This window comes from Variovorax sp. H27-G14 (assembly GCF_046156345.1).
Lineage (GTDB): Bacteria > Pseudomonadota > Gammaproteobacteria > Burkholderiales > Burkholderiaceae_C > Variovorax.
This window is the reverse complement of sequence record NZ_JAYLVN010000001.1, coordinates 111581-136034: the sequence shown is the minus strand read 5'-3', so window position 1 is coordinate 136034 and position 24454 is coordinate 111581. Positions and strand designations below refer to the sequence as shown.

The 24454-nt window shown below is 67.8% G+C and carries 23 protein-coding genes; 5 read left to right on the top strand and 18 right to left on the bottom strand.

Annotated features, from left to right (window positions below; genetic code table 11):
• Positions 1-6: 6 nt before the first annotated feature.
• Positions 7-1317 (bottom strand): O-acetylhomoserine aminocarboxypropyltransferase, encoded by a 1311-nt coding sequence (locus VLK31_RS00680; protein WP_409166448.1) that lies wholly within the window; start codon positions 1315-1317, stop codon positions 7-9.
• A 173-nt stretch (positions 1318-1490) separates the two neighbouring features.
• On the opposite strand from VLK31_RS00680, the gene VLK31_RS00675 reads away from it, so the two are divergent.
• Positions 1491-1946, top strand: coding sequence for a CBS domain-containing protein (locus tag VLK31_RS00675; RefSeq protein ID WP_409166447.1), 456 nt, complete (start codon positions 1491-1493; stop codon positions 1944-1946).
• Positions 1947-1980: 34 nt separating this feature from the next.
• On the opposite strand, the gene VLK31_RS00670 is transcribed toward VLK31_RS00675, so the two are convergent.
• The gene (locus VLK31_RS00670) at positions 1981-2958 is read right to left on the bottom strand and encodes a Bug family tripartite tricarboxylate transporter substrate binding protein (RefSeq protein WP_409166446.1); all 978 of its coding nucleotides are present in this window, start codon (positions 2956-2958) and stop codon (positions 1981-1983) included.
• Between the two features lie 11 nt (positions 2959-2969).
• Positions 2970-4076, bottom strand: coding sequence for an adenosine deaminase (locus VLK31_RS00665; RefSeq protein WP_409166445.1), 1107 nt, complete (start codon positions 4074-4076; stop codon positions 2970-2972).
• Between the two features lie 89 nt (positions 4077-4165).
• Here VLK31_RS00665 and VLK31_RS00660 point away from each other — a divergent pair, with 89 nt between their 5' ends.
• On the top strand, positions 4166-5131 hold the full coding sequence (locus VLK31_RS00660) for a LysR family transcriptional regulator (protein WP_409166444.1): 966 nt from the start codon (positions 4166-4168) through the stop codon (positions 5129-5131).
• Between the two features lie 4 nt (positions 5132-5135).
• Here VLK31_RS00660 and VLK31_RS00655 read toward each other — a convergent pair whose 3' ends face one another.
• The 3 genes from VLK31_RS00655 to VLK31_RS00645 form a co-directional block, all read right to left on the bottom strand.
• Positions 5136-5762: an N-acetyltransferase gene (locus VLK31_RS00655; protein WP_409166443.1), complete on the bottom strand. Its 627-nt coding sequence runs from the start codon at positions 5760-5762 to the stop codon at positions 5136-5138.
• Between the two features lie 20 nt (positions 5763-5782).
• Positions 5783-6673: a universal stress protein gene (locus VLK31_RS00650; RefSeq protein WP_409166442.1), complete on the bottom strand. Its 891-nt coding sequence runs from the start codon at positions 6671-6673 to the stop codon at positions 5783-5785.
• A gap of 357 nt (positions 6674-7030) precedes the next feature.
• The gene (locus VLK31_RS00645) at positions 7031-8251 is read right to left on the bottom strand and encodes a polyhydroxyalkanoate depolymerase (RefSeq protein ID WP_409166441.1); all 1221 of its coding nucleotides are present in this window, start codon (positions 8249-8251) and stop codon (positions 7031-7033) included.
• 105 nt (positions 8252-8356) lie between these two features.
• On the opposite strand from VLK31_RS00645, the gene VLK31_RS00640 reads away from it, so the two are divergent.
• Positions 8357-9013, top strand: coding sequence for a glutathione S-transferase family protein (locus tag VLK31_RS00640; RefSeq protein ID WP_409166440.1), 657 nt, complete (start codon positions 8357-8359; stop codon positions 9011-9013).
• A 42-nt stretch (positions 9014-9055) separates the two neighbouring features.
• Here VLK31_RS00640 and VLK31_RS00635 read toward each other — a convergent pair whose 3' ends face one another.
• Genes VLK31_RS00635 through VLK31_RS00610 form a run of 6 tightly spaced genes read right to left on the bottom strand, consistent with a single transcriptional unit; the run spans position 9056 to position 13226 of the window.
• Entirely contained in the window at positions 9056-9403 is a 348-nt protein-coding gene (locus VLK31_RS00635) for a DOPA 4,5-dioxygenase family protein (protein ID WP_409166439.1), read from the bottom strand.
• A 7-nt stretch (positions 9404-9410) separates the two neighbouring features.
• Positions 9411-10043: a DUF4166 domain-containing protein gene (locus VLK31_RS00630; RefSeq protein ID WP_409166438.1), complete on the bottom strand. Its 633-nt coding sequence runs from the start codon at positions 10041-10043 to the stop codon at positions 9411-9413.
• Positions 10040-11119, bottom strand: a complete 1080-nt coding sequence (locus VLK31_RS00625) for an SRPBCC domain-containing protein (protein WP_409166437.1) — start codon at positions 11117-11119, stop codon at positions 10040-10042. Before VLK31_RS00625 ends, VLK31_RS00630 begins: the two co-directional genes overlap by 4 nt.
• Positions 11120-11157: 38 nt before the next feature.
• Positions 11158-12111: an SAM-dependent methyltransferase gene (locus VLK31_RS00620; RefSeq protein ID WP_409166436.1), complete on the bottom strand. Its 954-nt coding sequence runs from the start codon at positions 12109-12111 to the stop codon at positions 11158-11160.
• A 31-nt stretch (positions 12112-12142) separates the two neighbouring features.
• Complete coding sequence (locus VLK31_RS00615) at positions 12143-12565, bottom strand: thiol-disulfide oxidoreductase DCC family protein (RefSeq protein ID WP_409166435.1); 423 nt, start codon at positions 12563-12565, stop codon at positions 12143-12145.
• Positions 12566-12623: 58 nt separating this feature from the next.
• A complete protein-coding gene (locus tag VLK31_RS00610) occupies positions 12624-13226 on the bottom strand; it encodes a GbsR/MarR family transcriptional regulator (RefSeq protein WP_409166434.1) in 603 nt (200 codons plus the stop codon).
• A 156-nt stretch (positions 13227-13382) separates the two neighbouring features.
• On the opposite strand from VLK31_RS00610, the gene VLK31_RS00605 reads away from it, so the two are divergent.
• Complete coding sequence (locus tag VLK31_RS00605; protein WP_409166433.1) at positions 13383-14477, top strand: PA0069 family radical SAM protein; 1095 nt, start codon at positions 13383-13385, stop codon at positions 14475-14477.
• Positions 14478-14491: 14 nt separating this feature from the next.
• Here VLK31_RS00605 and VLK31_RS00600 read toward each other — a convergent pair whose 3' ends face one another.
• From VLK31_RS00600 to VLK31_RS00585, 4 genes are all read right to left on the bottom strand, one after another.
• Positions 14492-15415 carry an alpha/beta fold hydrolase gene (locus VLK31_RS00600; RefSeq protein ID WP_409166432.1) on the bottom strand — a complete coding sequence of 308 codons (924 nt, stop codon included), beginning with the start codon at positions 15413-15415 and terminating at the stop codon, positions 14492-14494.
• Between the two features lie 75 nt (positions 15416-15490).
• Positions 15491-16972, bottom strand: coding sequence for an efflux transporter outer membrane subunit (locus VLK31_RS00595; protein WP_409166431.1), 1482 nt, complete (start codon positions 16970-16972; stop codon positions 15491-15493).
• Entirely contained in the window at positions 16969-18252 is a 1284-nt protein-coding gene (locus VLK31_RS00590) for an efflux RND transporter periplasmic adaptor subunit (RefSeq protein ID WP_409166430.1), read from the bottom strand. The genes VLK31_RS00595 and VLK31_RS00590 overlap by 4 nt, the downstream gene beginning before the upstream one ends.
• 4 nt (positions 18253-18256) lie before the next feature.
• Positions 18257-21487, bottom strand: a complete 3231-nt coding sequence (locus VLK31_RS00585) for an efflux RND transporter permease subunit (RefSeq protein WP_409166429.1) — start codon at positions 21485-21487, stop codon at positions 18257-18259.
• 109 nt (positions 21488-21596) lie between these two features.
• Here VLK31_RS00585 and VLK31_RS00580 point away from each other — a divergent pair, with 109 nt between their 5' ends.
• Positions 21597-22103 (top strand): gluconokinase, encoded by a 507-nt coding sequence (locus VLK31_RS00580; RefSeq protein ID WP_409166428.1) that lies wholly within the window; start codon positions 21597-21599, stop codon positions 22101-22103.
• A gap of 314 nt (positions 22104-22417) precedes the next feature.
• Here the strand turns inward: VLK31_RS00580 and VLK31_RS00575 are convergent, their stop codons facing one another.
• On the bottom strand, positions 22418-22966 hold the full coding sequence (locus tag VLK31_RS00575) for a GNAT family N-acetyltransferase (protein WP_409166427.1): 549 nt from the start codon (positions 22964-22966) through the stop codon (positions 22418-22420).
• Between the two features lie 24 nt (positions 22967-22990).
• A complete protein-coding gene (gene gnd / locus VLK31_RS00570; protein ID WP_409166426.1) occupies positions 22991-24412 on the bottom strand; it encodes a decarboxylating NADP(+)-dependent phosphogluconate dehydrogenase in 1422 nt (473 codons plus the stop codon).
• Positions 24413-24454: the final 42 nt, after the last annotated feature.

The window sequence follows — 24454 nt, the reverse complement described above, 5'->3', positions numbered from 1 at the left end:
GGCATCTCAGCCAACTGCTTTTTCAGCAGCCTTCAAAGCACGCTTCAGATCGTCGATAAGGTCGGCCGGGTCTTCCAGCCCGATCGACAGACGAATCGTGCCCTGCGAAATGCCCGCACCGGCCAGCGCCTCGTCGGTCATACGGAAGTGCGTGGTGCTGGCCGGGTGAATCACCAGACTGCGGCAGTCGCCCACGTTGGCCAAGTGGCTGAACAGCTTGAGCGCCTCGATGAACGCCTTGCCCTGCGCACGGCTGCCCTTGATGTCGAAACTGAACACCGCACCCGCACCGCGCGCGCCATGACGCAACAACTTCTGCGCAAGCACATGGCTCGGGTGCGACTCCATCAACGGATGCCCCACACGCGAAACGAACGGATGCGTCGCCAGAAATTCGACCACCTTCTGCGTGTTGTCGATGTGGCGCTCCATGCGCAACGGCAAGGTCTCGATGCCCTGCAAGATCAGCCACGCCGTGTGCGGGCTCATCGATGCGCCAAAGTCGCGCAAACCTTCGCGACGCGCGCGCAGCAAAAATGCACCCACGGTGCTTTCCTCGCTGAACACCATGTTGTGAAAGCCGTCGTACGCCTGCGTCAGCTCGGCGAACTTGCCCGACTTTTCCCAGTCGAAACTGCCGCCGTCCACCACGATGCCGCCGATCACCGTGCCGTGGCCCGACAGAAACTTGGTGGCCGAGTGATAGACCAGGTCGGCGCCCCAGTCGAAGGGCTTGATCAGGTAGGGCGAGGTCAGCGTCGAGTCGACCAGCAACGGCACGCCGGCTTCGTGCGCAATGTCGCTCACCGCCGGAATGTCGAGCACGTCCAGGCCGGGGTTGCCGACGGTCTCGCCGAAGAACAGCTTGGTTTCGGGGCGCACCGCGGCGCGCCAGCCGTCGAAGTCGCCGGGCTTCACGAAGGTGGTCTCGATGCCGAAGCGGCGCATCGTGTAGTGCAGCAGGTTCTGCGAGCCGCCGTACAGGGCCGTGCTGGCCACGATGTGCGAGCCCGCGCCCATCAGCGTGGCCACCGACAGGTGCAGCGCGGCCTGGCCGCTGGCGGTGGCGATGGCGCCAATGCCGCCTTCCAGCGCCGACACGCGCTGCTCGAGCACCGCGTTGGTCGGGTTGCTGATGCGCGAATACACGTGGCCGGCACGCTCCAGGTTGAACAGGGCGGCGGCGTGGTCGCTCGACTCGAAGACGAAGGAGGTGGTGAGGTGAATGGGCACCGCCCGCGCGCCGGTGGCGGGGTCGGGCGAGGCGCCGGCGTGCAGCGCGAGGGTGTCGAAACCGGGGTCGGAATAGCCAGGCATGGGCGGGTCTTTCTGTTGTCTCTGAGGTCGCTTCGCAAAGCCCCGTTACGTCTGCAATTCATGCATGCGCGACAGGGGCGTGCAGGTCGGCGCCGATTGTGGGCTATATTCAAAAACGGCACGCCCGCCCACATCCCCAGACAGCCGAGATTGAGTCCCGAGAGGAGCACACGATGAAAGTCAGCGACATCCTTCGCGTGAAGGGCAATACGCTCTTCACCATCACACCAGACGACCAGCTGGCGGAAGCCGCCAACACCATGGCGGAAAAGGACATCGGTTCGCTGGTGGTCATGGAGCATGGCGACCTGGTCGGCATGCTGACCTTCCGCGAGGTGATCGTGGCCGTGGTCAACAACGGCGGCCAGATCGGCACCACGCTCGTGCGCAAGGCCATGGACGACGCGCCGGTCACCTGCACGCTGGAAACCGACCTCGACGAAATTCGCCGCATCATGCTGGAGCGCCATGCGCGCTACATGCCCGTGATGGACAAGCGCATGCTCATGGGCGTGATCAGCTTCTACGACGTGGCCAAGGCAGTGGTCGACAGCCAGAACTTCGAGAACAAGATGCTCAAGGCCTACATCCGCGACTGGCCAGCCGAAGACGAGAGCAAGACCGGCTGACCCTGCGGCTCGGCCCAGCCGGCCGCAGGCGACATCACTCTTTGATGTTGGCGGTCTGCACGATTTTTTGATTGCGGGCGTACTCCGCCTGCACGAACTTCCCGAACGCCTCCGGCGTGCCGCTGCCCGGCAGCGCGCCTTGCTCCATCAGCTTGGAGCGCACCCCTTCTTCCTGCAGCACCGCGGTCAGCTCCTGGTTGATCTGCGCCACCACGGCCGGCGGCGTTTTCGCGGGCGCGAAGATGCCCGTCCAGCTCACCATGTCGAAGCCCTTCAGGCCCGGCATTTCGTCGAAGGTGGGCACATTGGGCAGCGCGGCCAGCCGTTTGCTGCTGGTGATGCCCAGCGCCTTCAGGCGCTTGCCGTTCACATGCGGAATGGCGCTGGTGCTCACCAGCATCGCCAGGTCGACCTGCTCGCCGATCACGTCGGTGGCAATCTGCGCGCCGCCGCGGTAGGGCACATGCGTGACGAAGATGCCGCTGCGCTCCTTCAGCAGTTCCATGGCCAGCTGCAGCACCGTGCCCACGCCCGAGGTGGCGTAGTTGTACTTGCCGGGCTTGGCCTTGGCCAGCTTCACGAAGTCGGTGAAGGTCTGGGCCTCCAGGCCGGGGCGTGCCACCAGCACCATGGGCGCGGTGTTCAGCAGGCCGACCGGTGCCAGGTCTTTCAGCGGGTCGAATCTGAAGGCCGTCGGGTTGACCAGCTTGCCGATGGCGATGGCGCTGTCGGGCCCCACCACCAGCGTATAGCCGTCGGGCGCGGCGTTGACCGCCTTGGCCACGCCGATGGCGCCGCCCGCGCCGCTCACGTTCTCTATCACCACCGACTGCTTGAGCCGCTCGCCCAGGCGCTGCGCTACAAGGCGCGCGTTCACGTCCACGCTGCCCCCTGCGGTATACGGCACGATCAGCGTGATGGGCTTGGCAGCGGGCCAGGCCTGGGCAAAGGCCATGGAAGGCAGGGCCGCGCAGAGTGCGGCGGCAAGAAGCAGGCGGCGGGGCGTGTGCATGGCGGGGGCAATCAAGTGTTGAGATTGTTGGAAGCGGTGGGCTCGGCGGGAAGGCGCGCGCGCAGCGTGTCGAACGCGTCGCTCCACTCGCTGCGCCATGCGCGGCGTTGGGTGTCGTCGATCCATGCGCCGTCCAGGCCGTTGTGCATGAAGCCGCGCAGGTCGTCCAGGCCGAAGCCAAAGTCGCGCACCATCATCAGCCAGGCCTGCGTGGGCGTGACCTGGTGCAGCGTCGGGTCGTCGGTGTTGGGGTGAATGCGCAGGCCCAGGCCGGGCATGCGGCGAATCGGGTGGTCCAGCGCCCAGCGCTCCGGTGGCAGCGTGCGCAGGTAGTAGGAGTTTGTGGGCACCACGGTGAAGAGCACGCCGCGCTCGGCGCATTCGCGCGCGAAGTCGGGCTGGTCGACCACCGTGTAGCCGTGGTCGATGCGGTCGACCTGCAGCACGTCGAGCGCGGTGCGCACGTTGGTCCAGGGCATGCCGAACTCGCCCGCATGCGCGGTGGTCTTCAGACCGGCCTTCTTCGCGGCGGCATAGGCCTGGGTGAACAGCTCGGGCGGGCGGTCGTTCTCGCGGTAGTCGATGCCGATGCCGATCACCTCGTCGCAACGGTGCGCCTTCACCCACTCGACCATCTCCACCGCCGCCTGGGGGCTGGCTTCGCGGTCGATGGCGGCAATGAGGCGCCCGGCGATGCCGAACTCCTGCTGCGCGTCCTGAATGGCGCGCACGATGGCGCTCTGCGCCAGCGTGTAGGCGATGCCGGAGCCGTGCACCGTGCCGGTCGGGTTCCAGCTGAACTCGGCGTAGCGCACGTTGTGCGAGGCGGCGTCCTGCAGGTACTCCAGCGTGAGCTGGTAGAGGTCGCCGGGGCTGCGCACCAGTTGCGCGTCCAGCGCGCGCAGCACCCGCAGCACGCCGACCGGCTTTTCGCCGCGCGTGTAGAAGCCCTCGATTTCTTCGGCCGCCAGCGGCGCACCGGCGCGCTGGTTGAGCTGCTTGAAGGTCTGGTGGCGCACCGTGCCGAACAGGTGGCAATGCAGCTCGACCTTGGGGATGGCGCGCAGGAACGATTCCAGCGTGAACGCGGGCGAGCTGGATGAGGCGAGGCTGTTCATGCAGCCCAGTCTAGTAACGGCATCGCCATAAAGAAAATTTTGAATTTCTATAATTTGATTCACTGAATCAATAACCAAGGACCTGCCCCATGGCCGCCTTGTCCCTGCGTGCGCTCACGCTGCGCCAGTTGCAGTTTTTCTCGGTGCTGGTGGAAGAGGGCCAGTTCGGCCGCGCGGCCAAGCGGCTGGCCATCACGCAGCCGGCGCTCAGCAATGCCATCAAGCAGATGGAAAAGCTGCTGGGCACCGAACTGCTCACGCGCTCCACCCACCGGCTGGAGCTCACGCCCGTGGGCGCAGAGGTGCTGGCGCGCACCGATTTCCTGGTCAACACCTTCGAGGTGGCGCTGCGCGACATCGAAAGCACGGTGCAGCGCGGGCGCGCCTTTGTGCGCATCGGCGTCATTCCCTCGGCCAGCGCGCGGGTGGCGGCAGCGGCCAGCGAGTTTCTGGCCACCGGCCCGCGCGACGTGGAGCTGGCCTGGCGCGACGCGCCCTCCAACACCCTGCTGGCCGAGCTGCGCAGCGGCCAGCTCGACATGGCGGTGGCCGCCATCACCGAGCCGCCGGGCGGGCTCACCTGCATCGACCTGTTCCGCGACCCGCTGGTGCTGGTGGTGCGGCGCGACCATGCATTGGCGGCGACCGGCGGCGCCCACTGGGAGGCCATCGGCAAGGAGCGGCTGGTGCTGTTCGAGAGCGGCAGCATGCCGGCGCTGGGCAACCCGGCGCGCGCGCAGTTTGCGCAGGGCGCCGAGCCCTACCGCGTGAGCTATTCCGAAACGCTGTATGCGCTGGTGCGCAGCGGCCAGGCGCTGGGGCTGATGCCGCGGCTGTACACCTCGTCGCTGCGCGACCCCGAGCTGGTGGTGCTGCCGCTGCTGAAGCCGCGCATCGAGCGTCGCGTGGTGCTGGCCTACCTACCGGGGCCGATGCGCAACGTGGAGGCGCAGGCGCTCATTGCCTTTCTGCGAGACAAGCTGCCGCAAGCGAGTGAGGCCGGTGAGGCGAAGGTTCGGCGCGTGAGCAGCAAGAGCACACGCGCGCGGCGCTGACGGCTCAGGCCATGTGCGCATCGCGCCTGAAGCGTTCCAGCGTCCACCCGTCGCCCAGCAGGAACATGCGCGTGTGCAGATCGGCCAGCGTGCAGGCCGCGACCTCGCGGCCGAGGTAGCTCAGCCGCTTGCACCGCAAGTCGACAAAGCCCGCTTCGTGATCGCGCGACAGCCGCAGCCACAGCGCATGCGCGCCAGGCGACTGCCGCGCTCCGCTCATGAGGCAGATGCCTTGGTCGAGCGCCCAGCGGTACACGGCCGAGGCCAGCCCGCGCCGCTGGTACGCCGGGTCGTATTGCGAATGCGGCGCGCGAATGTGGCGGTCGGCCCGTCGGTCGAGCTCGATGAGGCGGTTGAACACCGTGTAGCCGACCAGGCGGTGGCTGCGCACGTGCTCGATGTAGATGTACAGCTCGCCGTCGGCCTCACGAAAGCGCGCGCGCAGGCCGGGGTCGCCGAGCCCGAGGTGCGGCATCTCGCGCAGCCGGTCTTGCATGGCGCGCATGCGCTCCTGCACCGGCGCGAGCGCGTCGGTGGGGCCGGCCTTGCGGGGGTCGACGTCGATGCGTAGTTCGACAGGCGCGAGCAGCCACGTCGGCAGCATGCGAAAGAAGGGCTGTGGCAGCGTCATTCCTGGCCTCATTCCTGGCGTCATGGTGCCAGCACCTCCGCACGGCGCCCCTGCCGCTCTGCGAGCGTGCCATGGGGCACCACGAGCACGTCGCCCGTGGACCAGCGCAGCACGCGCAGCGCCACGCTGCCGAACACAAAGTCCATCAACGCCGTGCGCGGGCGCTTGCCCACCACCAGCAGGTCGGCGTTGGTGTACTGCTGCTGCACGGCCGCCTGGCGCGCCGGGTCGCCGCGCCCGATGGACGACACCACGCGGTTGCGCCGCGCGCTCGCGTCGTCCGACAGCCACAGCATGCGTTCGCGTGCGTGCCGGGCGCAGGCATGGCGGTAGGCGTCGATGACATGCGCAGACACGTCGGCATAACGCAGCTTGCCTTTGTGCATCGCGCTGAAGGCATGGAACAGCTCGATCTCCGCCGCGCTGTCGAAGGCGCAGGCCAGGTCGACCAGCGGGCGCGACTCGTTCATGAGATCGACCGCGACCAGGATGCGGGCGTAGCCGCTCGCCCGTGCGTCGAGCCGCGTCACCAGCACGGGGCGCTGCGCGGCGCGCAGCAGCCGCTCGGTGGGCTGGCCGTGGAAGAAGGCCGACAGCGAGCGGTCGGGCTCGTCGCCGATCACCACCAGGTCGCACCACCGCGCCTCCTGCGCGGCGGCGTCGAGGCTACCGCGCGTGTCGTCGATTTTCTTGACGAGGATGCCGAAGCGCTCCGCCACCTCGAGGCACACGGCCCCAAGGCCTTGCGCCGCATCGCCGTCCGCAGTGCCGGCGGGGCCATTGAAAGCCGCCGGCGCGTACATGATCTTCAGCAGCGCGCGGTGCGCCACCGCGATGGACGCGGCACGCACCACCGTGCGAAGGCCGTGCGCCGACAGGTCCGTCACCGCCAATATCGATTGGATGTTCATCCGTGTTCTTTCCGCATGACAAAGCCGGCCACCGCCCCGGACGCGGTGAGGCGGCGGGCGGCGACAAGCGAAAAAATCAGCTGGGGAAAGCGCGGCGTGCCCAAAGGGGCGCGCTACCGCGCGGGGCTTGGGCCCGGCGGTCGATGTGAATGCTGAAAAAAGGGAAGGGGGAGGCTGACCGCCGGGCTCAGAGATCTGCGAGGGTCTGGTGCGACCCTGCAGTCATCCGCGCAGTGAAGACTGCGTGCGATGTGCTGCGGATGAAAGCCTGGCGTTGCATGGGCCCGGAGTGTAGGAAGCCTTGCGCACCAAGGCAATCAAAGGCCTCACGACCCTTGCCAGATTGACGGGGCCGGGTCAGCCGTGCAGCTCGGCCGCCGCGTGAATGGTTTCACGCACGCGCGGGTAGATCTGCGCGTTCCACTTGCTGCCGCTGAACACGCCGTAGTGGCCCACGCCGGCCTGCAGGTGGTGCACCTTCATGTACGGCCGGATGCCGGTGCACAGGTCTTGCGCCGCCACCGTCTGGCCCACGGCGCAGATGTCGTCGCGCTCGCCTTCCACCGTCAGCAGCGCGGTGCGGCGAATGGCGGCGGGGTTCACGGTGCGGTCGCCCACGGTGAGCACGCCGCGCGGCAGGTCGTAGGTCTGGAACACGCGCTCCACCGTCTCCAGGTAGAACTCGGCCGGCAGGTCGTTCACGGCCAGGTACTCGTCGTAGAAGTTGCCGATGGTGCGGGCCTTGTCGACGTCGCCTTCCACCAGGTGCGTGACCATGTCCTGGAACTGCTTCTTGTGCCGCTCGGGGTTCATGCTCATGAAGGCCGACAGCTGCAGAAAGCCGGGGTACACGCGGCGCATCGCGCCCGCATGCGGCCATGGCACGTGGCTGATGAGGTTGCGGCGGAACCATTCGATGGGCTTGCTGGTGGCCAGCACGTTCACCCCGGTCGGGTTGACGCGGCAATCGACCGGGCCGGCCATGAGCGTCAGGCTGCGCGGCGTGGCGGGGTTGTCGTCTTCGGACATGAGCGCGGTGGCCGCCAGCGCCGCCACGCAGGGCTGGCACACGGCCACCATGTGCGCGCCGGGGCCGATGGCCTCCATGAACTTGATGAGCTGCAGCGTGTAGTCGTCCAGGCTGAAGCCGCCATGCCACAGCGGCACGTCGCGCGCGTTGTGCCAGTCGGTCAGGTACACGTCGTGGTCGCGCAGCAAGGTACGCACGGTTTCGCGCAGCAGGGTCGCAAAATGGCCCGAGAGTGGTGCAACCAGCAGCACAGGTGGGTGCACCGCCTTGATGTCCTTCTTGAAATGCAGCAGCGAGCCGAAGGGCGCCACCAGCGCCACTTCTTCATGCACGGCCACCTCGGCGCCGTCGACCGGCACGCTGGCAATGTCGTAGGGCGGGCGCGTGTGCGTGAGCCGCATGCGCGAGAACACCTCGAACTGGGCGGCCATGCGCCGCAGCATGGTGCGCTCGGTGCCGTCTTTCCACAGGGCCTCTCCCAGGTACTGGGCCGTGAGCCGCAGCGGTGAGAGCAGGTCGGCTTGGTTCTGATAGGCCCGGTACAGCATGAACCTGTCGCAGGCAAGTTGCGGGCCAGCCGGGTGGCATGGCGCTTGCACGCGGTGGGGTACCCACTGCCTGCACGCCGTGGGTTACCCACAAGGAGCGACCCGATGGCCAAACCCGTTCTCACCATCAGCAGCAAGAACTACGGCGCGTGGTCGCTGCGCGGCTGGCTGATGTGCAGGCTGGCCGGGCTGGACTTTGCCGAGAAGGTCATTCCGCCCGACGACCCGGCCATGAAGGCCGAGATGCTGCTGCTGTCTTCGTCCATGCTGGTGCCTTCCCTGCAGCACGGCGGCGTGAAGGTGTGGGACACGCTGGCCATTGGCGAGTACCTCAACGAGATCAAGCCCAAGGCCGGCCTGCTGCCCGACGACGTGGCCGCGCGCGCCCACTGCCGCGCCATCTGCGGCGAGATGCACTCCGGCTTTGGCTCCATGCGCGGCGCGCTGCCGATGAACATCAAGGCCAGCTTCAAGAACTTCAAGGTGTGGTCGCGCGCGCAGGCCGACATCGACCGCATCGTGGCCATCTGGCGCGAATGCATCAAGGCCTACGGCGGGCCGTTCCTGTTCGGCAAGCAGCCGGGCATGGCCGACGCCATGTATGCGCCCGTGGTCACGCGCTTCCTGAGCTACGACGTGGCGCTGGACAGCGTGTGCGCGGGCTATTGCAAGCGGGTGATGGAGCTGCCCGCCATGAAGGAGTGGGTGAGCGAGGCGAAGAAGGAGCCCGAAGAAATCGACGAGCTCGACGCGGAGTTCTGAGGGCCGCTGCCGCGCTGTGAAGCCGCAGGCGCGGCCGGCCGCTCAGTGCCTGAACATCCGCAGGTCGAGCGCGCTTTCTTCGCCCAGCCACATGGCATGCGCCGTGTGGTCGGCAAAGTCGTCGCCGGTCACGCCGTGCACGAACACGTCGAGCCCGTCGCGGTGGGCGTCGAGCCAGCCGATGACCTGGTCGAACTCGGCGGCGTCGAAGGCGAGCTGGCAGCTCCAGTGCGGGTGCGGCCCCACCAGCCGCTCATGCACGCGCCCGACCACCACCATCAGCTCGTGCCCCGCGCGCTCGCACAGGGCGCGCGCCTGCGCCAGCGTGGCGGGCGCGAAATAGATGTGGGCGTGGTACTGGGCGTAGAGGTTTTCTGGGCGGCGCGGCATGGTGCGCTCATTGTGGCCCCAAGCGCGCGGGCAGGCTGAAACGCCCGCGGTAGCGAAACACATCGCCGAACCAGCGGTGGCGCAGGCGCATCGCCATGGTGAAGTGGTCGGGGTCGTGCGGGTCGGGGCGCTCCTCGACGTAGGCGGTGCCCAGCAACAGGCTCAGCGGCAACGGAATGCGCAGCCCCGCAAGGCGCCAGAGGTAGCCCAGGTCGCGGAACACCAGCGCTCCGTCTTCGGCGCTCACCGCCAGCCGCATGCCGATGCCGAAGCGCACGTACTCGATCACCTCGGCGCCCTGCGCGGCGCCGTGTTCCATGTGCGAGCGAAAGTGAAAGGGCGGCTTGCCGGGGAAGTGGAAGACACGGTCCCAGTAGAGGTGGGCATTGTCGGCATGGCAGCGATAGTGAACCTCGATGGGCACGTTGCTGCCCTGGTGCGGCACCAGCGCACCGAAGAGCCTGCCCAAGGGCATCAGCAGCGCGGCCCACGGCGCGTGCCAGACCTCGCTCATCGCGCCGCGCACGCACACGTAGTCGTCGGAAAACGGCGCCATCGTGTAGTGCCGGCGAATGACGTTGCCGAGCTGCTCCCATGCGGGCCCCAGCGCTTGCTGGAAGACGGGGGTGCTGCGCATCATGGGGCGCCCGTGGCCATGACGGCGGCCGTGGCCGTGGCTTCGCTGCGCGCCTTGTAGAAGCGCAGGATGTTCTCCGAGCCGTTGCCCAGCAGGGCCTGCAACACCCGGTCCGCGTACCAGTTGAAGCGCGTGCTCAGCCGCCACGACACGTCGATGCGCAGGTCGGTGCCGCCCTCGCGCGGGGTCAGGGTGTAGCTGGTGTCGCGCAGGTCGAAGTACTGGCCGCCGATCATCACGTGGTCGTCCAGCGCGCCGGGCGGGAACGAGTCTGGCGTGTAGCGGTAGCGCCACTTCAGCAGGCGGTTGGGCTGCCACTCGGTCACGATCTCGTCGAAGTGCACGTTCTTCTCCCACTGCACCTGGCGCACGCGGCCCTCGGGCGTTTCGACCGTCACGCCGGACAACGGCAGCGGCACGCCGATGCGGTAGGCCCACATGTCGCTCACTTCGCTGGGGCGAATGTCGCGCGCCTCGTTCAGCGAATGCCACACGCGCTCGGCGGGCGCGGCAATGAACAGCGTGCGCGAGGTGTGGGAAAACTGGTCGGGGTTCGGCAAGCCCGGCTCGATGGCGCCCAGCACCAGCGGCAGCAGCGCAAAGCTGTAGACCGCCTGCCTGGGCCAGTGGGTGATGCGGCACACGATGCCCATGGCCAGGCCGCCCACGCTGCCCATGACCGCGAACAGCGGCACGATGACGATGGCGCAGATGATCCCCTCGATGAACACCGCCAGCGTGCCGATGACGAACAGCGCGGTCGCCACCCACGGCGCCCAGAGGTAGTAGCTCCAGCTGCGGCGCTCGGTGCGCTCGGCCAGGTACACCGTGACCGCACCGCACACCGCGGGCACGAAGTACACGAAGGAGCCGAGCATCGGCGAGAAGCGCTGGCCCGGGCCGCCGCTGAACAAGATGCGCAGCACCAGCGCGATGAACGCGCCGGCCAGGATCGGCCAGAACCAGGCGAAGGGCATGCGGCGCGCGGGTGGGTGCGGGGCGTCGTGCGGGGTGCTGGTGCGCGGCTCGCCGGTGTCGATTGGCGCGAGCCTGCTTTCTTCTTCGTTGTCGTTGCGCATGGGGAAACCTCTTCTCCTCTTGATGTTGTGTTGTTCGCTCAGCCGGCGCGGCGCGTGGCCGTGACCATGCAGTAGTCGAAGTCGCGCCAGAACATGCCCAGCGCCAGCGCGCAGTAGCTGGCCACGATGTGCTTGCGCCGCCACGGGCCGAGCTTGCCGCGCGCCTTCCACAGCTCGGCCAGCGTGAAGCGCGTGGCCAGCACCGGAATGTGCAGCGCGCTAGGCGCCACGCGCCAGCGCAGCGACCTCACCTCGATGTCCTCGAAGCCGTGCGCGCGCAGTGCGGCGATGAAGTCGTCGCGCACGGCCAGCGTGGGCACGGCCCAGCTGTCGGCCCACAGGCGGTGCAGCCGGCCGGCCATGCGCCCGGGCGTGCGCCGCAGCAAGAAGCCGTCGACCACCGCCAGCCGCGCGCCGGGCTTGAGCAGGCGCGCGGCCTCGCGAATGAAGTCGGCCTTGTCGGTGCCACCGGCGTAGCAGGCGCTCTCTACGGCCCAGGCGCCGTCGGCCTGCGCGGCGGGCAGGCCGGTGCGCGTGTAGTCGGCTTCGATGTGCGCCATGCGGTCGGCCACGCCGGCCGCGGCGTCCAGCTTGGCGGCAATGCGGTTCTGCACGGCCACGTTGGTCACGGTGATGGCGTACAGCGAGGGGTCGTCGCCGACCAGCGTGCGCGCGGTGGCGCCAGCGCCGCAGCCCAGGTCGAGCACGCAGCAGCGTTGCGTCGCATCTGCTGGCGCGCTATTGAGCTGCAGCGCGCGGCCGATCACGCGGTTCATTTCCACCAGCATGCCTTCGCGCCGCAGCGGGTTCAGGCCCAGGCGCCAGTAGCCGAAGTGCATGTTGTAGCTCGGGCTCCAGGCGCTGTAGTCGGCCGCGACCTCGGTGAAGTAGTGCTGCGTGTCCTGCGGCGTGACGGCTGCGCCGCCGTGGCCGGGTTCGTGCACAGGGGTCGCTTGCGGCAGGCGGAAGTCGGGCTGGAAGACGCTGGGCATGGGTTCCCTCGGTGGGTGGTTCGTTTGGTTCTCAGAGGCGGCAGTTGCCGTCGTCGCACGAAGGCGCGACACGCCCCGCGAGCCGTGCGGCCAGCCAGCGCGGAATGCGGTAGCGGTTGCGCGCCAGCAGCGCATAGGCGCGCTCGGCCAGCGGCGCGACGAGTGGCAGGTCGAGCAGGAAGCCGCCGCTGGGCAAACCCACCGCCGTGCGGCAAAGCCGGATGGCGGGCACGCCGACGAACACCCGGCCCTGCGCGTCCGACACATGGATGGCCGCCATCAGCGCATCGCGCGGCGCGGGTCCGCTGCTGAACGCCGCCGCGGAGCAGTCGACCAGTTGCAGCCTGCCCGTCGTGTCGCGCGCCTTCATGTGGCTCATTTCGGCCGAGCAGATCGCGCAGCTGGCATCGAAGTAGATCGTGAGCGGGTAGGCGGGCAGGGTGTTGGCGTTCATGGTGTTCTTGATTCTCGAAATTTCTGTCAAAACAGAAATAGAAGGGCAAAAAAAGGGGTCAGATCATGGGAAGGCTGGCGTGGTGTGCGTCCGGGTCTTCGCCCTTGCCGCTGTTGCCATCCTTGCCGGCTGGCGCCGCATCGCCGCGCACGAACTTCTGCACGCTCGCGCCCAGCGTCAGCACCTTGTCGAGCGTGCCGGGCGACAGCCGCAGCATTTCGTCGGCCCAGGTGGCGAGCTTGTCCATCAGCTCCATGGTGGAGCGGATGCGGTCCTGCGCGTCGGCGGGTTCCTTCTGAAAGTCGGGGCTCGACACCAGCTCGCGCAGCACGCGCACGGTGGGGTCGAACTCGCGCTCCTTGCGCTCGCGCACCACGGTGCGAAACAGCTCCCACACGTCCACGCTGGTCTCGAAGTAGTCGCGGCGGTCGCCCAGCGTGTGGGTGATGCGCACCAGGTTCCACGCCTGCAGCTCTTTCAGGCTGTTGCTGATGTTGGAGCGTGCCACGCCCAGCGTGTCGGACAGTTCTTCGGCGTTCATGGGCTTGCCATGGGCGAACAGCAGCGCGTGGATCTGCGAGACGGTGCGGTTGACGCCCCACATGGAGCCCATTTCGCCCCAGTGCAGGACGAACTTGCGTTGAATGTCGGTGAGTTCCATGGCGCCGAGTTTAGGATTTACGAAATTTCTGTCAATAGAGAAATGGAAAATCCGGTGACAACGGTGAATTGGTGGAATACTGTATGAATAAACAGTAATTGGCTGTTGTCCAGAAAGTCACCCCGGAAGTTGCCCAGGAGTTGCCCAGGAGTTGCCATGCCCGCTGCCCACATTCCCATCCACGCCATCAAGGGCCGAGGTGCGGCCACGCGGCTGGCGCATCGCTTCTCCCACGACGAGCGCAGCGCGTACGACGACGGCTGGGGCACGCTCGAAGAGGGCGTGGCCGAGGCCGCCGAGCTGCAGCCCCTGGCAACCGAGGTGCGCTTCGAAGACGTGAAGTCGGTGCTCAACGACAACGACTCGCCCGACATTCCCTTCGACCGCTCGCTCAACCCGTACCGGGGCTGCGAACACGGCTGCATCTATTGTTTTGCCCGGCCCACGCATAGCTATCTCAACCTCTCGCCCGGCCTGGACTTCGAGACCAAGCTCATCGCCAAGCGCAACATCGTGGAGGTGCTGCGCGGCGAAATCGGGCGCAAGAGCTATCGGCCGAGCCACATCGCCATCGGCACCGCCACCGACTGCTACCAGCCCATCGAGCGCGAGCTGCGGCTCACGCGCGCGGTCATCGAACTGCTGCGGGAAACGCGGCATCCGTTCGCGCTCATCACCAAGTCGAGCGCCGTTGAGCACGACCTCGACCTGATCGCGCCCATGGCCGCCGAGCGCCTGGCCGCCGTGTACGTCACCGTGACCACGCTCGACGGCGATCTCGCCCGCAAGCTGGAGCCGCGCGCCGCCGCGCCGCACCGGCGGTTGCGCACCATTCGCACGCTGGCCGAGGCGGGCGTGCCGGTGGGCGTGAGCGTGGCGCCGCAGATTCCGTTCGTCAACGAAGACATGGAGCAGGTGCTCGAAGCCGCCTGGGAGGCCGGCGCGCGCAGCGCCTTCTACACCGTGGTGCGGCTGCCGTGGGAGGTGGCGCCGCTGTTCAAGGAATGGCTGGCGCTGCACTACCCGCAGCGCGCCGATCGCATCATGGCGCGCATCCACGAGATGCGCGGCGGCAAGGACTACGACGCCGACTTCGCCACGCGCATGAAGGGCTCGGGCCTGTGGGCCGACCTGATCAACCAGCGCTTCGTGAAGGCCACGAACCGCATCGGCTTCAACCGCGAGCGCATTGCGCTGGACCTCACCGCCTTTCGACCGCCGGGCGCGGTGGGTCAGGGGAGCCTGTTCTAGCGTTCTGGCGCGCCTTAGTTCTTGCGCAGGAACCCACCCACCATGTCGGTGGTCGCCTTCGGGTTTTCTTCCATGATCCAGTGGCCCGACGCGGGCACGATGCCTTCGGTCACGTTGCTGGCCGTGGCGCGCATCACGGTGGCCATCATCGGCCCGAACGACTTCTCGCCGCCCAGCGCCAGCACGGGCATCTCCAGCTTGCCCTGCGCCATGAACGCGGTGTTGTCGACAACGTCCTGGTCGAAGGCCGCGAACTGCGAGAAGCCCGCGTGCATGTTGCCCGGGCGCGCGTACAGGCTGGCGTAGTGCTGGCGCGCCGCCTCGCCAAAGTGCGACGGCGTGGCGGAAAACTCGTTCCAGAAACGGTCGAGGTAGATGCGCTCGCGCCCGGCCACCAGGCGCTCCATGTCGGGCCCGCCAAAGCGGAAGTGCCACAGCAGCGGGCTCTTCAGGATGTCTTCCCACGGGCCCACGCCCGGCAGCGGCGCGTCGATGAGCACGAAGGCCGTCACGCGGTCGCGGTACTGCGCCGCAAAGGCATAGCCGACCATGTTGCCGATGTCGTGTGTCACCAGCTGGGTCTGGGCAATGCGCAGCCGGTCGAGCAGTTGCGCAATGTCCTGCCCCTGCGTCTTCTTGTCGAAGCCCGTGGTGGCGCGTGCCGACAGGCCCATGCCGCGCAGGTCGGGCACAACCACCGTGTGGTCGCGCGCCAGGTCGTTGGCCAGGGGCGCCCACATGTCGCCGGTTTCGCCAAAGCCGTGCAGCAGGGTCACGGCCGGGCCCGTGCCGCCCACGCGCACATGCAGCGTGGTGCCGCTGACGGTGATCTCCCGCGTCTTGAATGCACGCGGGAACGCGGGCACACCCGGGCTCTGCGCAAAGGCCGTGGTCGCGACCAGCGCAACCGCCAGGAGACCGAGAATCCGTTTGCGCATGGTCGCTTCCTTGGGTGAGCGGCCGCCTTCGGAGTGAACCAGCGAACGCGCGGCGGGTGGAATGGCGGCGCGATGCTACTGGCTTCTGGCCACGCCGACCATCCCCTGCACATGGCAGCCGGCGGCCGTGTCGTCGGCCGCGCACCAGTCGCCGCCCAGCGCCTTCACCAGGAACACCGAGGTCAGCAGCCGCTGCCCCTGCAGTTGGGCGGCCTGGCGCTCCACCGTCAGCAGCGACTGCTGCGCGGTGATCACGTCCAGGTAGGTCGATGCACCGCCTTCGTAGCGGCTGGTGGCCATGTCGAGCACGCGGCGCGCGGCGGTGACGGCGGCCTGCGCCTGCGTGGTGGCGCTGTCCAGCGCGGAGAGCCCGCTGATGCCGTCCTCCGCCTCCTGCATGGCCGTGAGCACGGTGCGGCGGTAGTTGCCCACGGTGACGTCGTAGCCGGCCTTGGCAAAGTCGACATTGGCACGCTCGCGCCCGCCGTCGAACAGCACCTGCGTGGCGGACACGCCCACCGACCACAGCAGGCTGGGGCCGTTGAACAGCGACTCGATCATGCGGCTGTCCACGCCCAGGGTCGGCGAGATGAGCACGCTCGGGTAGAAGGCCGCGGTGGCCACGCCGATCTGCGCATTGGCCGCGGCCATGGCGCGCTCGGCGGAGGCCACGTCGGGCCGGCGCTGCAGCATCTCGGAAGGCACGCCCAGCGGCACGGCGGGCGGGCGTATCTCGCGCAGGTCCACGGGCAGCGTGAAGCTGGGCGCGGGCGTGCCGGTGAGGCTGGCCAGCGCGTGCTCGTACTGCGCGCGCTGCTTTTTCAGCACGTCGACCTGCGTGAGCGTGGTCTCCAGCAGCGCCTGCTGCTGCGCCACGTCCAGGCCCGACACGGCACCCAGGTCGTGGCGCGCCGTCACCAGCTCCAGCGCACGGCGCTGCAGGCCGATGGAGCGCGTGATCACGTCGAGCTCCACGTCGCTCGAGCGCAGGTTGAAGTAGCTGCTGGCCACGTCGGCGCTCAGCAGCAGCCGCGTGTTGGCCAGGTCGGCGGCCGACTGTTCGGCCGACGCCGTGGCGCCTTCGACGGTGCGCTGCACGCGCCCTGCCAGGTCGAGCTCGTAGCTGGCGTTGAGCGACAGCGCAAAGTCCTTCTGCACGGTCGATGCATTGGCGCTCGCATAGTTGGTGAGCGGGCGGTTGGCGGAAATCTTCAGGCGCGAGGCGCGCGTGCCCAGGCCCAGCTGCGGGTACTGGCTGGCGGCGTTCGACGCCAGCGCGGCACGGGCCTGGGCCAGCCGCGCGGTGGCGATCGCCAGCGTGGGGCTGCCGGCCAGCGCTTGGTCTTGCAGCGCGTTGAGCTGGGCGTCGTCGAAGCGTTTCCACCACGGGCCCTTGTCGGCGCTGTCGCTGGGCGTGCTCAGGCGCCAGGGCGCCTCGGGCTTCCAGCTGACGGGCAGGGGGGTGTCGGGTGCCTTATAGTCGGGGCCGACGGCGCAGCCAGCAACAAGCGCCAGCACTGCGACGGCGGCGGCCGCTGCCGGACGTCGAAGTCTCACGCCGGGTCCTTCTTCGGCGCGGCAGCCTTGGGGCCCGTGGTGCCGGGGCCACCGTTTGCGGCTGGCGGCGGGGCGTCGGGCGCCACGGCCACCACGTCGCCTTCAGCCAGCGAGTCCGAGGGGTTCAGCACCATGCGGTCGGTGCCTTCGAGCCCGTCGACCACTTCCACGTTCTCGCCGTAGTTGCGGCCCAGCGTCACGGGGCGCAGCGCAATGCGGCCCTGCGCGTCGACCACCGCAATGCGCGTGCCCTCGGCCCGGAACAGCAGCGCGTTCGACGGCACGGTCAGCGTGCGGCTGGCCGCCAGCGGCAGCGACACCTGCACATAGGCGCCGGGCAGCAGCGCACCGTCCTTGTTGGGCAGCGACACCTCGACCTGCATCATCCGCGTGGTCGTGTCGATGGCACCCGACGTGCGCGCCACCTGGCCCTTGAAGGTCTGGCCGCGCAGCTCGGCCTGCGTCACCACCACCGGCTGGCCCGTCTTCACAAGCTGCGCGTAGGCCTGCGGCACGTTGATGTACACGCGCAGCGGATCGGTCTGCGCCAGCATGAACAGCGCGCGCCCGGCACCGCCGCCTGCACCCGCGTCGATCAGGTCGCCGGTGTCGACGTTGCGCCGCGTGATCACCCCCGCGAACGGCGCCACCACGCGCTTGAAGCCTTCGGTCTGCTTCAGCCGCTGCACGTTGGCATCGGCCGCCGCCACGTTCGAGGTGGCCTGCGCCACGGCGCTGCGGCGTTCGTCCAGGTCCTGCTGCGAAACCACGTCCTTCTTGCGCAGCGCTTCCCAGCGCTCGGCGGTGCTGCGTGCCAGGTCCAGGCCTGAGGCGGCCTGCGCGCGCGCGGCCACGGCCTGCGTGAGCTGCTGGTCGATTTCGGGCGTTTCTATTTCGGCGAGCAGCTCGCCCTTTTCGACGCGGCTGCCGATGTCCTTGGTCCAGCGCTTCAGGTAGCCGCTGGCGCGCGCCGAGATGGGCGACTGCACAAAGCCCTGCAGCGTGCCCGGCAGCGCCAGCGTCTGGCCGGCGGTGGGCGTGCGGGGCAGGGCGGTCTGCACGTACTGTTTGGCGCGCTCGCTGGTGCCCGTTTCAAGCGCCCGGGCGTTGGCCATGCGCACGAACACGGTGCGTGCGGCGCCCAGCGCCAACAGCACCAGAACGACCAGCACCAGCCAGCGCGTGCGCCGCACGATCTGGCGGCGGCGCATCAGCTCGCCTTCGCCCTCTTCAGCGGCGATGGGGTGGATGGCCAATGCCGAATGGCGTTGCTCCGTCATGGAATCAGTTCTCCTGGGGCGTGGCGCCGGCGGGTGGGTGTTGCGTGGGTGGCTGCGGCTGCAAGGCTTCACGCGCCGCCCGGCGGTGCGCAAGCCGACTGTGCACCCCGGCGAACACCGCGGGCACAAAAAACAATGTCGACACCGTGGCAAAGATCAGGCCACCGATCACCGCGCGGCCCAGCGGCGCGTTCTGCTCGGCGCCTTCGCCCAGGCCCAGCGCCATCGGGATCATGCCGATCACCATGGCCAGCGCCGTCATCAGCACCGGGCGGATGCGGGTGGCGCCGGCCTCCAGCGCGGCCGACAGCGGCGGAATGCCCGCCTGCAGACGCTCGCGCGCAAACGACACCAGCAGAATGGAATTGGCCGTGGCCACGCCCATGGTCATGATGGCGCCCGTGAGCGCCGGCACGCTCAGCGTGGTGCCGGTGATGAACAGCATCCACGCAATGCCCGCCAGCGCGGCCGGCAGCGCGGTGATGATGATGGCGGCATCGAGCCACGACTGAAAGGTGACCACGATCAGCAGGTACACCAGCACGATGGCCATCGCCAGCCCCACGCCCAGGCCGATGAACGACGACTGCATGGTCTGCACCTGCCCGCGCACCTCGACCCGGCTGCCGCGCGACAGCTTGGGGCGCATGTCGTCGACCAGCTTCTGCACCTTGGAGGCCACGCTGGCCAGGTCGGTGCCCTGCACGCTCACGTACACGTCGATGACGGGCGCGATGTTGTAGCGCGACATCACGGCCGGCTGGCGCGCGGCCTGCGCGTCCACCAGGTTGCCCAGCAGCTGCTGCGACGCGGTACCGCCGGCCGCCGCGGTGCCCGCGCCTACCGGAATGTTCAGCAGCGCGTCGAGCGAGTCGACCACGTACTGCGGCGACTGCACCGCAATGCTGTAGACCACGCCGTTCACCGGGTTGAGCCAGAAGGCCGGCGCCGTCTGCGAGCTGCCCGACAACGCGATGAGCACGTTCTGCCCCACGTTCGCCGCCGTCAGCCCGTACTGCTGCAGCCGCGAGCGGTCCATCTGCAGGCTGAGCGCGGGGCCGTCCAGGCGCTGGTGCACATGGGCGTCGACCGCGCCCGGAATCTGCCGAATGGCCTTGGTCAGCTCGGCCGCGCGCACCGCGTTGCCGGCCATGTCGTTGCCGCTGAACTGCACGTCGATGGCCGCGGGCAGGCCGAAGTTCAGGATTTGCGTGACGATGTCCGCGGGCTGAAAGAAGAACTCGATGCCCGCAAAGCGCTTGGGCAGCTCCGCGCGCAGGATCGACACGAAGTGCTCGGTCGGCTTGTGGCCTTCTTTCAAGGACAGCAGCAGCTCGCCGTCGAAGGTGCCGATGGTGCCGGCGTTGCTGTACGACAGGTTGATGCCGCTGTTGGGCACGCCCAGGTTGTCCAGAATGGTCTCGAGCTGGTCTGGCGGCACCAGCTCGCGGATGGCGGCTTCCACCTGGTCGGTGAGGCGCGCGGTTTCCTCGATGCGCGTGCCGGTGGGCGCGCGCAGGTGCAGGCGAATCTGGCCCGCGTCCACCGTCGGGAAGAAGTCGCGGCCCAGCGCCGGGTACAGCAGGCACGACAGCAGGCAAAAGCCCAGGAACAGGCCGATGAAGCCGGCCCGCTTCGACAGCACCGCCGACAGCACCAGCGTGTAGGCCCGGCGCACGCGCTCGAAGCGGCGGTCGAAAGCGCGGTACAGGCGCTGCAGGGCGCTCGGCTTTGCGTCGGCCGGCGGTGCCTGCTGGCCGTGCGAGCCGCTCATCAGCAGCATCACCAGCGTGGGCACCAGCGTGCGCGAGAGCAGGTAGGAGGCCAGCATGGCAAACACCACCGCCTCGGCCAGCGGCACGAACAGAAAGCGCGCCACGCCCGACAGAAAGAACATCGGCACGAACACGATGCAGATGCACAGCGTGGACACAAAGGCCGCCGAGCCGATCTCGCCCGCGCCCACCTCTATCGCCTCTTTCAGCGGCGTGCCCATGTGCAGGTGCCTCTCGATGTTCTCGATGGTCACGATCGCCTGGTCGACCAGAATGCCCACCGACAGCGCCAGCCCGCCCAGCGTCATGAGGTTGAGCGTTTCGCCCAGCGAATACAGCACCAGAATCGACGCCAGAATCGACAGCGGAATGGTCAGCGCAATGATCAGCGTGCTGCGCCAGTTGCCCAGAAACAGCAGCACCATGGCGGCGGTGAGCGCGGCGGCCAGAATGGCTTCGAACACCACGCCCTTCACCGCCGCCTTCACGAACACCGACTGGTCGAACAGCGGCGTGATCTTGATGTCTTCCGGCATCGTCTGCGCGGCGATGGGCAGCATGGCGCGAATGTTCGACACGATGTCCAGCGTGGACGCCCCGCCGTTCTTCAGCACCGACAGCAGCACGCCGCGCACGCCGTCCTGGCGCACCACGTTGGTCTGCGGGGAGAAGCCGTCGCGCACGTAGGCCACGTCGCGCAGGTAGGTGGTGGCGCCGTTCACGGTGCGCACCGGCAGGTCGTTCAGGCCCGAGATGGCGTCGGGCGAGCCGTTCATCTTCACGTTGTATTCGGTACCGCCGAACTTGGCCGTGCCCGAGGGAAGAATCAGGTTCTGCGTGTTCACCGCGTTCACCACGTCGGCCGGGGAGAGGCCGCGCGCCTGCAGCGCCTGGGTGTCGAGGTCGACCGAAATCAGCCGGTTCTTGCCACCGTACGGAAACGGAATGGCCGCGCCCGGCACGGTGATGAGCTGCGGGCGCAGCTGGTTGACGGTGGCGTCGAACAGCGAGTTTTCAGAGCGCGTGGGGCTGGAAAGCGCCAGCTGGATCACCGGCACGCTGGAGGCCGAATACTTGATGACCAGCGGCGGCGTGATGCCCGGCGGCAGCTGGCGCACCTGCGCCTGCATGGAGGCCACCACCTGCGAGATGGCCATTTCGATGTTGGCGGTGGGCTGGAAGAACACCTTGATGATCGACACGCCCGCGAGCGACTGCGACTCGATGTGTTCGATGTCGCTCACCGTGGTGGTGAGGCCGCGCTCCACCTGGCCCGAGATGCGCTGGCCCATTTCCTGGGCCGGCAGGCCGGTGTAGTTCCAGATGACGCTGACCACCGGAATGTTGATTTCCGGGAAGATGTCGGTGGCCATGCGCGCCAGGACAAAAGGCGTGGCCAGCACGATCAGCATCGCCATGACGATGAAGGTGTACGGGCGACGCAACGCAAGCTGGACCATGGCGCGGGCTCTCTGCTTCCGACGGAAAAAGGTTTCGCATCATAAGGAAGTAGATTTAAGTTTGCTGGTGCCGTGAAACACGGTGTGGTGCTTTACCAAAAGGGTGCATATGGACAGGGTCAGGCTGGTGGTGATGGGGGTGTCGGGTTGCGGCAAGTCGAGTCTGGGCGCGGCGCTGGCTGCAGCCCTCGGGGTGCCGTTGATAGAAGGCGACGACCACCATCCGGCGGGCAACGTCGAGAAGATGAGCCATGGCATTGCGTTGACCGATGCCGACCGCGCCGGTTGGCTGGCCACGCTGGGCCGCGCGCTGGCCGATGCACCACAGGGCGCGGTGCTGACCTGTTCGGCGCTCAAGCGGCTGTACCGCGACCAGTTGCGCGCGGCGGCGCCGGGGCTGCGTTTCGTGTTCATGGCAATCGAGCGGGCGGAGTCTGAGCGCCGGGTGGCGGCGCGGGCTGGGGCGGGGGAGCACATGTTTCCGGCCAGCCTGGTCGCCAATCAGTTCGCTACGCTGGAGTCGCCTGTCGGGGAGGTGGGGGTGTTGGAGGTCGATGCGACTGCACCGTTGGGGTCTGCCGTGTCTCAGGTCGAGGCGTGGCTTGCTGCTGGCTGATTGCTTGCCGCAGTTCTGGGTTCTGTCGTTCTGGGCACTTTGTTCAGGGCGTGTGCACAGGCCGCCGGGTGCTCCCCTCCGCGAATGTCCCCCGGGGCTTCGCCCCTCCTCCTTTATTTCGCTGCGGGGAGCACCCGACGCCCTGTGCACCTGGGCACGCTCTGGGTGATCGCACGATCAACCACTGCTTTGTGCAACGCTCACGCCGATGGGGTGCCTTGCGCAGCGAAATAAAGGGGGAGGCCGCAGGCCGGAGGACATTCGCGGAGCAAGGCACCCCGTCGGCGTGAGCGTCGCCCTAAACAGAAACAGCCTCAGCGCGCAGGCAAATCCAAGTTCAGCCGCGTGACGTTGGCATTCCCCGGATCCCGCTGCACCCTGAACCCCAGCTTGCGCGCCAGGCCCAGCATGCCAAGGTTGTCATAGAGCGTGATGTCCGCCAACTGCTTCACGCCCGCCTGCCTGGCTGCGTCGATCAGCTTGTGCATGAGCCGGGCCGCTATGCCGTGGTGTTGCCATGCGTCGGCGATGACCACCGCAAATTCGGCAATATCCACTGTCTCGGGCGTCTCGCCGCGCACGTAACGCACCACGCCCAGTTGGAGTTCGTTGCCGTCGACCTCGGTCGTCGCGATCAGCGCAAGCTCGTGGTGGTAGTCGATGTCGGTCATGTGCCGCAGCTCGTCGGGCTGGGGCTTGCGCGGGGACAGCAGCCGGCGGTAGCCCGTCTCGTTCGACAGGTCCGCCACAAAAGCAGTGTGAAGGGCCAGGTCGTCGGCGCGGATCGGGCGGATCCGCACCGGCGTGCCGTCACTCAGTTGCCAGTCCTCGACCAGGTGGCTGGGGTAGTCGAGGGCCGGCATGGCACTGCACAGCCCGTCGGCTGGTCAGCCGATCACCTCGGGCCAGTCGGTGTGGAAGAACTGGCCTTCGGGCTTGTCGGTGCGCTCGTAGGTGTGCGCGCCAAAAAAGTCGCGCTGCGCCTGCAACAGGTTCGCCGGCAGACGCTCGGTGCGGTAGCTGTCGTAGTAGGCCAGCGACGCGCTGAACGCCGGCACCGGAATGCCGTTGCTCACCGCCAGCGCCACCACCTCGCGCCAGTTCTGCTGCGTGCGGTTCAGCAGGTCCTTGAAGAAGGGGTCGAGCATCAGGTTGTTCAGCGCCGGGTCGGTGCGGAAAGCGTCTGTGATGCGGTTCAGAAAACGTGCGCGAATGATGCAGCCGCCGCGCCAGATCGATGCAATGCCGCCCAGGTCTAGCTTCCATTCCTTCTTGTCGCCCATCGTCTTGATGAGGTCGAAGCCCTGCGTGTAGCTGATGACCTTGGAGGCATACAGCGCGTCGTGCACCTTGGCCACCAGCGCTTTCTTGTCGAGCGAGAGTTCGATCTTCGGGCCCTGCAGCACCTTGCTGGCACCCACGCGTGCCTTCTTCTGCGAAGACAGCACGCGCGCTTCCACGGCGGCGTTGATGGTGCTGATGACCACCGCGTTCTCGGCCGCGTTGATCAGCGTCCACTGGCCCGTGCCCTTCTGGCCGGCCTTGTCCAGAATGACGTCGACGATGGGTTTGCCAGTCTCGGGGTCCTTCTGCTCCAGCGCCTTGGCGGTGATCTGGATCAGGTAGCTCTGCAGTTCGCCTTCGTTCCACTCGTTGAAGATGGCGGCCATCTCGTCGGTGCTGAAGCCGGCCGCCTTGAACAGGCTGTAGGCCTCGCAGATGAGCTGCATGTCGCCGTACTCGATGCCGTTGTGCACCATCTTCACGTAGTGGCCGGCGCCGCCGGGGCCGATGTGAATGACGCAGGGCTCGCCGTCCACCTTGGCCGCGATGCTCTCGAAAATCGGCTTCATCACCTCCCAGGTCGACAGCGGTCCGCCCGGCATGATCGACGGGCCCTTGCGCGCGCCTTCTTCACCGCCGGACACGCCGGCGCCAATGAAGCGCAGGCCCTTGCTGCTCAGGTAGGCGTCGCGGCGCTCGGTGTCTGTGTAGAGGCTGTTGCCGCCGTCGATGACGATGTCGTCCTTGTCCAGCAGCGGAATGAGTTGCTCGATGACCTGGTCGACCGGTGCGCCGGCCTTCACCATGATCTGGATCTTGCGCGGCTTGGACAGGCTCTGCACAAACTCCTCCAGCGTCTTGGCGCCCACCAGCTTCTTGCCGGGGTTGGCCGCCACGAAGGCTTCTGTGGTGGCTTCGGTGCGGTTGTAGACGCTGACCTGGAAGCCGCGGCTCTCCACGTTCAGCACAAGGTTCTGGCCCATCACGGCCAGGCCGATCAATCCGAAATCGCTTTGGTTGCTCATGACCCGTCTTACCCTTCTTTCATGTGCGTGCGCCGGAATGCC